The organism is Agrobacterium sp. B1(2019) (assembly GCF_008274755.1).
Taxonomy (GTDB): Bacteria; Pseudomonadota; Alphaproteobacteria; order Rhizobiales; family Rhizobiaceae; genus Agrobacterium; species Agrobacterium salinitolerans.
In genome coordinates, this window is record NZ_VTPB01000001.1 from 594464 (window position 1) to 606539 (window position 12076).

The window sequence follows — 12076 nt, forward strand, 5'->3', positions numbered from 1 at the left end:
AGATGGGCTAAACCATGGCAGCCGAACTTCCTTCTTTGAAAGGGTTGCAGGCCTTCGAGGCCGCAGCGCGGTATCGCAGCGTCACGCTTGCTTCCAATGAGCTGAATGTCACGCCGGGCGCGGTCAGCCTGCAAATCCGGGAGCTGGAGGCACGGCTCGGTGTGCAGCTTTTTTCCCGCAAACCGCGCAGCATCCAGCTGACGCGTGAAGGGGAACGTTATTACGGCGCGCTTCGCACCGCCTTCCGGATGATGCGCGAGGCGACGGCTGAACTGACGGCTCGCTCCGAGATCACGGTTCTGACGCTGAGCTGCACGCCGACTTTCGCCGTGCAATGGCTGATGCCGCGACTGCCTGCCTTTCAGCAGCAACATCCACAGGTGGATGTCCGCATCAGCGTGACGAACCGGCTGGTGGATTTTTCGAGGGACGATGTCGATCTGGCGGTGCGGCATGGTTCTGGTCATTATGACGGGCTGGAGAGCATCCGCTTCATTGATGACAGCACCCTGCCCGTGTGTGCGCCGCAACTTCTGGAGAAATACGGGCCGCTTCAGGAAGTGGGGGACCTGAAATCCATTCCGCTTCTGCACGATGAGAACCGCAATGAATGGCGGCGCTGGCTGGAGGCGGCGGGCGCATCGGACGTGGATGCCTCCGGCGGCACCGTCTTCATCGACAGCAACGGTGCGCTGGATGCGGCCAAGGCCGGGCACGGCATTGCGCTGACCCGGCGTTCGCTGGTTTCCCGCGAGCTCGCGGAAGGTGCATTGATCGCGCCCTTCGGCAAGGATATGGCCAGCACGCTTGCCTATTTCGTCGTTTATCCCAGGCGTATGCTCGATAATCCCGATCTGGTGACGCTTATCGACTGGATGCTTTTGGAAGCGCGGTCAGCCGAGGCCGGTTCTCTTTGACGTTAATCCGGTTTATGCCAGAATGAAACAACGGGAATCACTCTTGAAAACCATCGCCATCGATTTCGAGACCGCCAATGAGGAACGGGGCAGCGCCTGCTCCGTCGGGCTTGCGTGGATAGAGGACGGCGAGATCGTTCGCGTCGAGGAGCGTCTCATCCGGCCGAAGGACATGCGGTTTTCGTCCTTCAACATTGCCGTACACGGGATTCGCCCTGCCGATGTCGAGGACGCGCCGGAATTCCCTGAGGTGATGGAGGAGTTCATCGACGACTTCCACGGCGCCACCATGATCGCCCATAATGCCGCCTTCGATTTCAGCGTCATGCGGGCGTCCTTCGACAAATACCGGCAGTGCTATCCCGATCTTTCCTATCTGTGCAGCGTCAAGATCGCCCGGCATGTCTGGCCCAACCTGGCGTCGCACAAGCTGAATGTCATCGCCCACCATCTCCAGCTGCGTTTCGTGCATCACAATGCCGCCGAAGACGCCGTCGTCTGCGCGGCAGCGTCGATTGCGGCGGCCAAGGCGCTGCGTGTCACCCATGTCCGCGATCTGCCGGGAAAGATCGGCATGGTCGCGGGGCGTCTCACCGCCACCGGTTACCAGCCCTGCAGCATGAAAAAACGCACCGTCTCCCGGGTTGCGTAACGGCTTCGTCCACCTATGTTTGAAGCAGCGTAACGGAGAAGATGCGATGAGGATGAAAACTCTGTCGGGTTTGTTTGCGGGCCTTCTGGCATTGCTGCCGGTCACAGCGGCGCATTCCGAGGTCGTCGGTAAGGTCGGCGTCGACTGGATGGGCAACGACATCGTCGTCGAGGCGATTGCCGATCCGAAGATCAAGGGCGTAACCTGCCACGTTACCTATTTCGATCGCGGTGTGATCGACCGGTTGAAGAACGGAAACTGGTTCGAAGACCCGTCCAACAACGCCATTTCCTGTAGCCAGACGGGGCCGGTTGAGATCGGCGACATCGATCTGTCGAAGGGTGGGGAAGAGGTGTTCCGGCAGGGCATGTCGCTGGTCTGGAAAAAGCTCGTCGTCAGCCGTGTCTATGACAAGGCGAACGACACGCTGATCTATCTGGTGCATGCGCGGGAGCTGACCGACGGTTCGGCCAAGATGGCGATTTCCACGGTGCCGCTCTATAACCAGCAGGTCACATGGCAAAAGGGCAAGCCGTAAGGCTCGCCCCCGCAATTGCGCTATAGATGCCTTGGATCAGGCCGCTTCGCGTGCCAGCTCGTCGGCAATGACGGTGTCGAGGTTGAGGAAGCAGACCATGCTTTTTTCCAGCGCCACGATGCCGCGGCAGAAGCTGCGCTGCTCTTCCGGAATGATATCGGGCGCGGGCTGCAGGTCTTCGGAGCGGATGGTCATCATGTCGGAGACCTGTTCCACCAGAAGGCCGACCAGCTTGCCGCCGATATCGGTGACGATGATGGCGGAGCGTTCGGAGGGCTCGGTCATTTTCATGCCGAGGCGGCCAGCCATGTCGATGACGGGAATGACGGCGCCGCGCAGGTTGATGAGGCCGAGAACATAGGGCGGGGTGTGCGGCATCGGGGTAACAGGCGCCCAGCCGCGGATTTCGCGGATCGCCATGATGTCGATGCAGAATTCCTGATCGCCCAGATGGAAGGAAACGATTTCGAGATATGCGCCGGATTGCTTGATGGCGTTGGACATGACGGCAGTTTTCCTCTGATGGCTCTCTAACAGGCCCGCGCAGGATTGAGCTTCATGCGGCGGCCGGAGAGTTGACCGGGAGACATCATGTCGAGGCTTAAAAACCGCTATGGTCATAATGCACAGCAAGATTTTAAACTTTCCCTAACAATGCCTGCTGTCCCGCCGGCAAAACCCAGTATTTTGGCGGTTTTCGCGCTCACGCAAACAGGTTATGATGGGCATATGAACGCACTGGTTTCCCATCCGCTGAAGTTTATTCTGGCTGGTCTTGCCGCTATGGCCTCGCTTGCCGTCGTGCTGCTTGCCTTTGACGGCTGGGTGCGGCACGGCACGGATATTTTCCTGTCCACGATACAGAGCGGCATCGCCTGGTGTCTGTGACGTGTTTTCCGGCTGCGGATTTGTGACAAATCAGCGCGGTTCCCGCAAATACGCCCAGTTGATTTGCCGTCCCGGTCGCCTTTCGTTATCTGTCTGTCAGGGCCAGCGACATGCCGCCGGCTTTCGGGGTAGGATTGGACAATGAGAAATATTCGCATCGTATTGTGGGCCGTCGTGCTCGTTCTCGCCGGCGTCGTCAGCTGGTTGACGATCGAAATGACGAAAACCCGGGAGCAGATGGTCGAGACGGCCTATGGCGTGCCGTTCCAACTCACGGCGCAAAATGGCCAGCCGATCACCGAAAAGGCGTTCCAGGGAAGGCCGACAGCGCTGTTCTTCGGTTTCACCCATTGCCCGGAAGTCTGCCCGACAACCCTTTTCGAACTGAACGGCTGGATGGAGAAGGTGGACCCGGCCGGCGACAAGCTGCAGGCCTATTTCGTCTCCGTCGATCCCGAGCGCGATACGCCTGAGATCATGCAGCAATATGTCTCCAATGTCTCGAAGCGGATCACCGGCATCACCGGCCCGGCCGACAAGATTGCCGAGACTCTGAAGGGCTACCGCATCTATGCCAAGAAGGTGCCAGTGGACGAGAAGGATCCGAATGGCGATTACACCATGGATCACACGGCGTCCGTCATTCTGCTCGATGCCAATGGCCGGTTTGCCGGGACGATTGCCTATGGTGAAAATCCCGATGTTGCCGAGCAGAAACTTCAGAATCTCCTGAAGGGTACGAAGGTTTAATTACGCGCAGCTTATTGGACTGACTGCGGTTTTGTGGCAAAGGCAGACACAGAACTATTAGCCAGAGAAAGCAGCCCGCCGTGAGCGAAATCCGACTTTACGTCACCACGACCGAAATTCAGGCTGGTGAAATCCTTGATCTCATGTCGGACTATTTCGGCGAGGAGGATGTCGCGATTGCCACCACCGAGGTGGATGAGAAGCGCGATATCTGGGAGGCCTCGGTTTATCTGATGGCCGATCAGGAAGAGGAGTTCCGCGAGCGGGTCAGCACGCTGCTTGCTCCCGCATTTCCCGGTCTCGTCATCGAGAAGGAGACGGTTCCAGATGTCGACTGGATCGCCAAGTCGCTCGAGGGGCTGAAGCCGGTTCGGGCGGGGCGCTTCATCGTGCATGGCGCGCATGATCGCGACAAGGTGCGGGCGAACGATCTGGCGATTGAAATCGAGGCGGGACAGGCTTTCGGCACCGGCCACCACGGCACGACGGCAGGTTGCCTTGAGATGATTGAGGAGGTTCTACGGGCGCGGACCGTGCGCAATGCGCTGGATCTCGGCACTGGCAGCGGCGTGCTGGCAATTGCGGTGCGCAAGATGCGTCCTATTCCCGTGCTTGCGACGGATATAGACCCCATCGCCGTCAAGGTGGCGAAGGAGAATGTGCGGCTGAACGGCATCGTGTCCGGGATGGCGCTGGAGACCGCGCCGGGCTTCCACTCGGACGCCTTCCGCAAGCACGGCCCGTTCGATCTCATCATCGCCAATATTCTTGCGCGGCCGCTCATCAAGATGGCGCCGCAGCTCGTCACGCATCTGGCGCCTGGCGGCACCGTCATCCTGTCCGGCATTCTGGCGTCGCAGCGCTGGAAGGTGCTTTCCGCCTATAATGGCGCAAGGCTTTCCCATGTCCGCACCATCTGGCGCAATGGCTGGGTGACGCTGCATCTGCGCAAGGACTGAAGCTTCCGCAGCATCCCTTTCGGGCAAAAGAAAAGGCGGCGCTTTCGCGCCGCCTGGAAACCCGCGAGCATGGGAGGAGCTTGCTCAAGCGGGTCGACGTATTCCTGTTCGGCGCGGTGGAGGGAGGATCGCCGCGCCGGACGTTATCAGAATACGTAGCTGGACTTTGCCTTGCGACGCAGATCGGCGCGGTTCATGCCGAGCGCTTCGAGCGACTTGTCGTCGAGGTTCAGAAGGGCAGCGTTGACATGGCGGCTGACCTGACGCTCGCGTGCTTCAACGACGCGATCAAAGGCGGTGCGGAGGAAAGATTTTGCCATTGCTTCAAATCCTTGTTTGTCAGGAGAGTGTCTCTCTCGCTGTGTTGATCTGAAGATAAGCGATGTGTTTTTGTTTAGTTAGAGGGGATATCTCAGGGTAGATATGCATATATTGCATGTCATTTTGCGTTGAGTATTACTTATTTCGCGAAATATGCACAATTTATCGCCGCAATCCGGTCTGTCATATATGGCTTGAAACCGGCTTTGTCCGCGTGGCATTGTCGTTGCGCGCCAATGATTTGACAACGCAACCTTGCAGCTTTTCTCATGACAGTTCCCGAAAGACGCCCATGTTCCAGACCTTTGAAAACAAATCCGCGCCGCAATTCGGTAAGGCCCGCGTCGAGGCGCTGCGCGCCGGTTTCGACGCCCTTGGCATCGACGGTTTTCTGGTGCCGCGCGCCGATGAATATCAGGGGGAATATGTACCTGAATGCGCCGAGCGCCTGTCCTGGCTGACCGGCTTTACCGGTTCCGCCGGCATTGCGCTGGTGACGCGCACGGAGGCCGTGGTTTTTGTCGATGGACGTTATACGACGCAGCTCAAGTCGCAGGTCGATCAATCGATCTTCAGCGGCGGCGATCTGGTTGGCGCGCCGCCTTCCGTCTGGCTGGCCGAACATGCTCCACAGGGTTTCCGGCTCGGCATCGATCCGTGGCTGCACACCGGCGCGGAGTTGAAGCGGCTGGAAAAGGTGCTTGGCGGCAAGGGCGGTTCGGTCATCCTCCTGGAAAAGAACCCGCTCGACGCCCTGTGGCAGGACCGTCCCTCCGAGCCGCTGGAGCCCGTCGTTATCCAGCCTGAGGCCTTTACCGGCAGGTTGGCGAAAGAAAAGATCGCCTCGCTGGCGGAGACGGTCTCGGCAAAGGGCGCGAACGCCCTGCTGGTTACCGATCCATCCTCCATCGCCTGGATTTTCAATCTTCGCGGCAACGACGTGCCGCATACGCCGCATCCGCTCGCCCGCGCCATCATCTATGCCGACGGCAGGGCGGATATTTTTCTCGACAAGCGCAAGACGGGCATCGAGACCGAGGCCTATCTGGCGCAACTCGCGACACAATTGCCGCCGTCGAAGATCGCTGACCGTCTGCATGCCATTGCCAGCGCCAAGGGCCGCGTCATGGTGGATGCGGATTTGACGCCGGTGGCGCTGACCGGCGCAATCACGGCGGCGGGCGGCTCGCTGATCGAGGAGGCCGATCCCGTTCGCCTGCCGCGCGCGCGCAAGAACAAGGCGGAGCTGGCTGGCTCGGCAGCCGCCCACGTACAGGACGGCGCGGCCATGGTCGAATATCTCTGCTGGCTGGACCGCCAGCAGCCGGGCAGCGTCACCGAAATCGCCGCCGTCAAGGCGCTGGAAGCCGCTCGGGTCAAGGTGGGGCAGGGGCTGCAAAACCCGCTGAAGGACGTGTCGTTCGACACGATTTCAGGTGCCGGCGAACATGCCGCCATCATCCATTACCGCGTCACCACCGATACCGACCGCACACTTGCGGCGGGGGAGATGTTCCTCGTCGATTCCGGCGCGCAATATGTCAACGGCACCACGGATATCACCCGTACCATTGCAATCGGTGCTGTCCCGGAAGAGCAGAAGCGTTTCTTCACACTGGTGCTGAAGGGCATGATCGGCATCAGCACCGCACGGTTTCCGAAGGGAACGCGCGGTTGCGATCTCGATCCGCTGGCGCGTATCGCGCTCTGGAAGGCGGGAGCAGATTACGCCCATGGCACCGGCCACGGCGTCGGCTCCTATCTTTCGGTGCATGAGGGGCCGCAGCGTATTTCGCGGCTTTCGACGCAGGAGCTTTTGCCCGGCATGATCCTGTCCAACGAGCCGGGTTATTACCGGCCGGGTGCTTTCGGCATCCGCATCGAGAACCTCATCTATGTGCGTGAGGCGGAAGAGGTGGCCGGCGGCGATCAGCCGATGTTCTCCTTCGAGACGCTGACCTGGTGCCCCATCGACCGCAGGCTGGTGGTCACCGCTCTCCTGACCGAAGAAGAACTGGGTTGGCTGAACGCCTATCACGCCGGGGTTCTGGAGAAACTTTCTCCCTTGATCACCGACGAGGAGGTTAAGGCGTGGCTCGTTGCCGCCACGAAGCCATTGGAGCGGGTCGCTTAAAGCAGCCCGAAATGCCTGATCGCGATGACGATCGCCCAGCCGATGGCGAGCATCGTCAGACCGGGAAAGCGCAGGCAGACCAGAAGCGCTGCCACCATGCCGATCTTCACCTCGTATCCGCCTTCGAAAAAGGCGGGTGCGACGAGCGTGGTCAAAACCGCCACGGGAACGGCGTTCAATCCCGCCTCCATGCGCGGCGGGATGGATTTCATCCGTGTCATCAGCACATAACCGCCGATGCGGGTGAGGTAGGTGGCGATGGCGGCGAGCGCGATCAGGATCAGCGTATCGATGTGCAGCATGTCGCTCATGGCGTTTCCACCCCGCTTTCAGAATTCGCCGTGCCATTCGGTTTCGGCGGATAAAGGACCGCGACGAGAATTCCGGCGACCGCGCCGAGGCTCACATGCCACGGCGAGCCGACGAAGTGATAGGCGACCGTTGCGCCAATCGCGCTCGCCAGCATCACCGGGTAGAAATTCTCCCGCTGGCGAAAGCTCAACACCATGCCCATGAAATAGATCGGCAGCAGCACATCGAGACCGATGGCTTTCGGATCGCCGACCATATTGCCGAGCGATGCGCCGAGGATGGTCATGGCCAGCCACAGCACATAGACCGGTGCTGCAAAGCCCATATACCAGGAAAAACCGACCGTACCGGTATTTTCGTATTTTCTGACCGATTCGGCGAATTGCGGATCGACCAGCACGAAGAAGCCCGCGGCTTTTTGCAGGAAAGACCAGTTCGAGATCATCCGGGCAATGGCGGCGGAATAGAGGATATGGCGGAAATTGACGGCGAAGACAGATAGAACGATCAGCCAGGGGGCAACCTTCTGGCCGAACAATTCGATACCGACGAGCTGGCTCGCGCCCGCATAGACTGCGCCGCTCATGATCGTGGCTTCGGTGACGCTCAGCCCGTTATCGACTGCGACCGCGCCAAACAGCGCACCAAAAGGGGCGGCGGAGAGGGCGATTGGGAAACCGCTCTTCAATCCCTCGCGAAAATCTGCATTGAACATGTCTGGAAACTCCTTGCCGCCGCTCTATCGCCGTCCCGTCCGGCTGGCAAACGAATTGCATGAATGGATCGATTGATTAACTTGAAGCTTCCGTTACGGTAACGCCCATATGGCCGGTGCCGGACGGACGGATTCACCGCCTTCCTGCCGTATCCCTCAATAGTCAGACCATGGAAGATCGATGCTGGAAAAGCAGGAAAAGGCCGATCTGGCCGCACGCATCAGGGCTTATCTCGCCCGGGAGACCGAAGCCGAGATCGGCCAGCTGCAGGCGGAAATCTTTGTGGATTTTCTGGCCGAGGAGCTGGGGCATGTTTTTTATAATGAGGGGCTCAGAGATGCACATGCCGCGATCCTGAGACGTCTTGAGGATGCGGCAGGCGATATCGACGTGCTGGAGAAGCCGAAGCCGCGCTAATGGCGCTCTCCTTCCTCATCCCTGTGACGAGCACAGGAGGGAGGGGGAGTAAGGGATCCGCCCTGTCCGGTAGCGTTCGTTCTTTAAACCCGACGGGTCCTAGTCCCGCAAAATGTCGCGGCTTTTGAGAATGGCCGCGCCTTTTTCCCGCATCGTCGAAATCGCCGCCTTGATGCCCTGCGGATCGATGCCGCGGCTGGCATCTTCTATAAAACGGACATTCACACCAGGCAGCATGTCGAGGGCATCGAGCACCGAAAAACTGACGCAATAATCGGTGGCGAGGCCGCAGACGTCGAGTTGCGTGACACCCTGACGGCTCAGATAATCGGCCAGTCCCGTCGTCGCCCCCTGATCATTGTCGCGAAAGGCGGAATAGCTGTCGACGGCGGGGTTTTCGCCCTTCTGCTGAATATAATCGAAGGCGTCCGTTTTGAGGTCCGGATGAAATTCCGCATCCGGCGTGCCCTGCACGCAATGGTCCGGCCACATCATCTGCGGTTTGCCGGAGAGTTCACCCATGTCAAAGGGTTTCTTGCCGGGATGCTGGGACGCGAAGCTGCCGTGATTTTCCGGGTGCCAGTCCTGCGAGGCGACGATGAGATCGTAGCCGCCATTGTCGATCAGGGCATTGGCGATGGGTACGACCCTGTCGCCATCGGCAACGGCCAGATTTCCGCCCGGGCAAAAACCGTTCTGGATATCGATGAGCAGCAGCGCCTTCATGATGTGCCTCCCTTTTCAGGGCAGGATGCCAAGCCAGCTTTGACGGATCAAGTCCCTTTCGACCCATCCGGCCGGCACAAGTGCGTCGGCCAGCTGTTCGCCTTGTCGCAGTCCTGCCGCATTTGCAGCAAATTTCTGGCCAAGTCGGAACTTACCTGACAATGCGGCGGCGGAAATATTTGGGCCAATGACGCCCCTTTGAGGGGCATTTTCCGGGACAATGCGGTGCGGATGCACGCAGTACCCGCGCAAGTCATTGTTTTACCTTCGCCTTACAATGCGCAGACCTTAACGAAATATTTTTGCAGGGACTCGTAAACACTTTGGTTACCATAATTCGTCATGCTTCGAACCAGTCAGTTCCGAAACCGGCGTGGTGTCCGCCCGCCCTTCGGATGTCCAAAAATCCCTCCGGCGTCGGCCGGGTGTGCGTGAACGGTTCGAGTAACGAGTATCATGGCGTTTTCTGCTGCGGCCTATAATGGCGCCGGTCTTGCCGGTTCGTCTTCCGTCAAAAGAGGCAAATCCTTTGCGTTCGGCCGAATGTCCGCTCTTCTCGGCGGCGGCGCCTTTGCCAGCCTTTTCGCCTTTGCCGCCTTCGCCTCGCTGCACAGCATGGCTGCCGCTTCGCATGGTGTCGGGCAGTTTGAAAAGACGCTGGTGACGAGATTCGCTTCCACTGAAACGGCAATTGCCCACGCGGCTGCGCGGGATATTCACGTCCGCAAGTTTTCCCGCCTGAGCGACCACAGCCATGGCCAGCAGAAGGCGGTTCGCCTCGCTGGCATCATGCCCGGGATCGGTGCGAAGGAATTTAGCGAGCGCTACGGTGCGGCTGCCAATGCAAAAGGGCAGGCGACGGTGAAACAGCTTGCCGCGCTCCAGCCGTCGGCGATCGTCGATTCGGCGCTGGGTCGCACCTCCGAGGTTGCCTATCAGGGCGCCGTTCCGCAGCATCCGGCATTTGAAGTGGCGCTGGCGCGGCCGCAGATCGAGGAAGAGGCAAGCAGCCTGCTGCCCGATGATGTGCCGCTGCCAAGCTTCCGCCCCGAGGTTGCTACGGCTCAGACCGTTGAGCCGTCACCGCGTCCCGCGACACCGTCCAAGACCGATGAACATGGTCCGGCCGTTGCTTCGGCACCGGCTTTCGACGCGCCGGTTCCCCTGAAGGCGCCTGCGCCGCCGAAGCAGAGCACCGGCGCCATGCTCGCTTTTGCGAAGCCTGACAATCCGATACGCGGACCGAGCAAGATGGATGCGGTTCCGTGGCCGGATCGCGGCAACGGCACGGCGATCTATGATATTTCCTCCGGTATCGTACATATGCCGAATGGCGAGAAGCTCGAAGCGCATTCCGGCATTGGCAAGATGCGCGACAATCCCGATTACGTGCATGTGAAGATGCGCGGCTCGACGCCGCCTTCCAGTTATCGTCTGACGATGCGCGAGGCGCGGTTCCACGGCGTTGAAGCCATTCGCCTGACGCCCGAAAACGGTGTTAACCCGCATGGCCGTGACGGTCTTCTGGCGCATACCTATATGTTGGCCAAACGCGGCGAATCGAATGGCTGCGTGGTATTTCGCGATTACCCGCGCTTTCTGGCGGCCTTCAAGCGCGGTGAAGTCAAGCGCATGGTCGTGGTGCCGAAGTTGAACGGCAACCGGCCGACACTTGCGAGCAGCGGCGGTAAAAGCGGGGGCAAGACATTGCTCGGCATGTTCTCGCGCGACAGCGATTCCTGAGCTTTCCTGATTCTGCGCATTCTCCGGGCGTAGAGCCGTTGCGCACTTCTGTTGAAAATGCTCTAGCGGCCACGTCGCTGTGTCAGCACCATACCGGCGATGATGAGCAGGATGCCGAGTGCGCTTGCCCAGATCTTCGGCGGATGGTCGCCGAAAAGATCGAGAACCACGCCTGAAACCATCTGGCCGCTGATGACCAGAAGGGCGGTATTGACCGCACCGATGCGCGGAATGAGCCAGCTTCCCGAAGCGATGAAGACGACACCGATAGGCCCACCGATAAAGGCAAGCCAGGGCGCATGGGCCGCGCCCGGCGGGATGAGACCGCCGACGATGAGGCCGATGACCGTCAGCACGGCGAAACCGACGATATGGTTCCAGAACGACGCGATGAGCGGCGAGTTGGACAGGCTGAGGCGGCCGTTGATCTGGCGGCTCAGCGCCACGAAGACGCCGCCGGTAAAGGCCATGGCGATCCAGGCGATCATGCCGTTCTCCCGACAAGGATGATAAGCGCGCTGCCGCAGAGAATGAGCGCCACCGCCGCCATGTCCCGCAGGTCCGGCTTTCTTTTGGGCAGGCCGAACAGGCCGAAAAGATCAGCCAGAAGGCTGAAAATCACCTGTCCGCCAAGCCCGAGCGCGATGGTGCCCGAGAGCGCCAAAGGCGAATTGACGGCGGTGGAGGTGAGAATGACGATGGCCGCACCCACGACCCCGCCGCAATAGGCCCATAATGGCGCTTTCGGTTTTTCTGCCGCGCCCGCGTCTTTCTTCGGACGCATGATGGCGAGATAGATCAGCGCCGCCACCGTGCCGGTGCCATGGGCAGTCCAGGAGGAAAACAGTGCATTGCCGTAATGGGCAAGCTGACCGTTAAAATGCACCATCAATGTCAAAAGGCAGCCGCTCGCGAAGGCGGCGGCGAGATGCAGTGGGTTCAGGCATGGATGCGTCGTGTTTGTCATGGCCGGCCGAATTCTGTTCACGCTCGGAAGCGTTAT

The 12076-nt window shown here is 59.9% G+C and carries 16 protein-coding genes; 9 read left to right on the forward strand and 7 right to left on the reverse strand.

Annotation, left to right across the window (positions count from 1 at the left end; all coding sequences use genetic code 11):
- Positions 1-14: 14 nt before the first annotated feature.
- The 3 genes from gcvA to AGR1_RS02880 are packed head-to-tail and all read left to right on the forward strand — an operon-like array spanning position 15 to position 2107.
- Positions 15-917 carry a transcriptional regulator GcvA gene (gene gcvA / locus AGR1_RS02870; protein ID WP_149146126.1) on the forward strand — a complete coding sequence of 301 codons (903 nt, stop codon included), beginning with the start codon at positions 15-17 and terminating at the stop codon, positions 915-917.
- Between the two features lie 43 nt (positions 918-960).
- Positions 961-1569, forward strand: coding sequence for a 3'-5' exonuclease (locus AGR1_RS02875; protein WP_149146127.1), 609 nt, complete (start codon positions 961-963; stop codon positions 1567-1569).
- A 46-nt stretch (positions 1570-1615) separates the two neighbouring features.
- Positions 1616-2107, forward strand: coding sequence for a CreA family protein (locus tag AGR1_RS02880; RefSeq protein ID WP_080790330.1), 492 nt, complete (start codon positions 1616-1618; stop codon positions 2105-2107).
- A gap of 36 nt (positions 2108-2143) precedes the next feature.
- On the opposite strand, the gene AGR1_RS02885 is transcribed toward AGR1_RS02880, so the two are convergent.
- Complete coding sequence (locus tag AGR1_RS02885; RefSeq protein WP_003522339.1) at positions 2144-2611, reverse strand: chemotaxis protein CheW; 468 nt, start codon at positions 2609-2611, stop codon at positions 2144-2146.
- Between the two features lie 183 nt (positions 2612-2794).
- Here AGR1_RS02885 and AGR1_RS02890 point away from each other — a divergent pair, with 183 nt between their 5' ends.
- The 3 genes from AGR1_RS02890 (at position 2795) to AGR1_RS02900 (ending at position 4704) form a co-directional block, all read left to right on the forward strand.
- Positions 2795-2995: a hypothetical protein gene (locus AGR1_RS02890; RefSeq protein ID WP_149147267.1), complete on the forward strand. Its 201-nt coding sequence runs from the start codon at positions 2795-2797 to the stop codon at positions 2993-2995.
- A gap of 141 nt (positions 2996-3136) precedes the next feature.
- Complete coding sequence (gene sco, locus AGR1_RS02895; protein ID WP_080790332.1) at positions 3137-3745, forward strand: cytochrome oxidase assembly protein Sco; 609 nt, start codon at positions 3137-3139, stop codon at positions 3743-3745.
- Between the two features lie 80 nt (positions 3746-3825).
- The gene (locus AGR1_RS02900; RefSeq protein ID WP_080790333.1) at positions 3826-4704 is read left to right on the forward strand and encodes a 50S ribosomal protein L11 methyltransferase; all 879 of its coding nucleotides are present in this window, start codon (positions 3826-3828) and stop codon (positions 4702-4704) included.
- Between the two features lie 146 nt (positions 4705-4850).
- Here the strand turns inward: AGR1_RS02900 and AGR1_RS29460 are convergent, their stop codons facing one another.
- On the reverse strand, positions 4851-5024 hold the full coding sequence (locus AGR1_RS29460) for a hypothetical protein (RefSeq protein WP_003522343.1): 174 nt from the start codon (positions 5022-5024) through the stop codon (positions 4851-4853).
- A 293-nt stretch (positions 5025-5317) separates the two neighbouring features.
- Here AGR1_RS29460 and AGR1_RS02910 point away from each other — a divergent pair, with 293 nt between their 5' ends.
- Entirely contained in the window at positions 5318-7159 is a 1842-nt protein-coding gene (locus tag AGR1_RS02910) for an aminopeptidase P family protein (protein ID WP_149146128.1), read from the forward strand.
- On the opposite strand, the gene AGR1_RS02915 is transcribed toward AGR1_RS02910, so the two are convergent.
- Positions 7156-7470, reverse strand: a complete 315-nt coding sequence (locus AGR1_RS02915; protein ID WP_080790335.1) for an AzlD family protein — start codon at positions 7468-7470, stop codon at positions 7156-7158. The genes AGR1_RS02910 and AGR1_RS02915 overlap by 4 nt on opposite strands.
- On the reverse strand, positions 7467-8186 hold the full coding sequence (locus tag AGR1_RS02920; RefSeq protein WP_149146129.1) for an AzlC family ABC transporter permease: 720 nt from the start codon (positions 8184-8186) through the stop codon (positions 7467-7469). The genes AGR1_RS02915 and AGR1_RS02920 overlap by 4 nt, the downstream gene beginning before the upstream one ends.
- A gap of 181 nt (positions 8187-8367) precedes the next feature.
- Here AGR1_RS02920 and AGR1_RS02925 point away from each other — a divergent pair, with 181 nt between their 5' ends.
- Positions 8368-8604 (forward strand): DUF2164 domain-containing protein, encoded by a 237-nt coding sequence (locus AGR1_RS02925; RefSeq protein WP_080790337.1) that lies wholly within the window; start codon positions 8368-8370, stop codon positions 8602-8604.
- A 99-nt stretch (positions 8605-8703) separates the two neighbouring features.
- On the opposite strand, the gene pncA is transcribed toward AGR1_RS02925, so the two are convergent.
- Positions 8704-9330, reverse strand: a complete 627-nt coding sequence (pncA, locus tag AGR1_RS02930; protein ID WP_003522349.1) for a bifunctional nicotinamidase/pyrazinamidase — start codon at positions 9328-9330, stop codon at positions 8704-8706.
- A 456-nt stretch (positions 9331-9786) separates the two neighbouring features.
- On the opposite strand from pncA, the gene AGR1_RS02935 reads away from it, so the two are divergent.
- Complete coding sequence (locus AGR1_RS02935; protein WP_149146130.1) at positions 9787-11073, forward strand: DUF2778 domain-containing protein; 1287 nt, start codon at positions 9787-9789, stop codon at positions 11071-11073.
- Positions 11074-11135: 62 nt separating this feature from the next.
- Here the strand turns inward: AGR1_RS02935 and AGR1_RS02940 are convergent, their stop codons facing one another.
- Both AGR1_RS02940 and AGR1_RS02945 read right to left on the reverse strand, forming a co-directional pair.
- Positions 11136-11561: a DMT family transporter gene (locus tag AGR1_RS02940; protein WP_149146131.1), complete on the reverse strand. Its 426-nt coding sequence runs from the start codon at positions 11559-11561 to the stop codon at positions 11136-11138.
- Positions 11558-12040, reverse strand: a complete 483-nt coding sequence (locus AGR1_RS02945) for a DMT family transporter (RefSeq protein ID WP_162927327.1) — start codon at positions 12038-12040, stop codon at positions 11558-11560. Before AGR1_RS02945 ends, AGR1_RS02940 begins: the two co-directional genes overlap by 4 nt.
- Positions 12041-12076 lie beyond the last annotated feature (36 nt).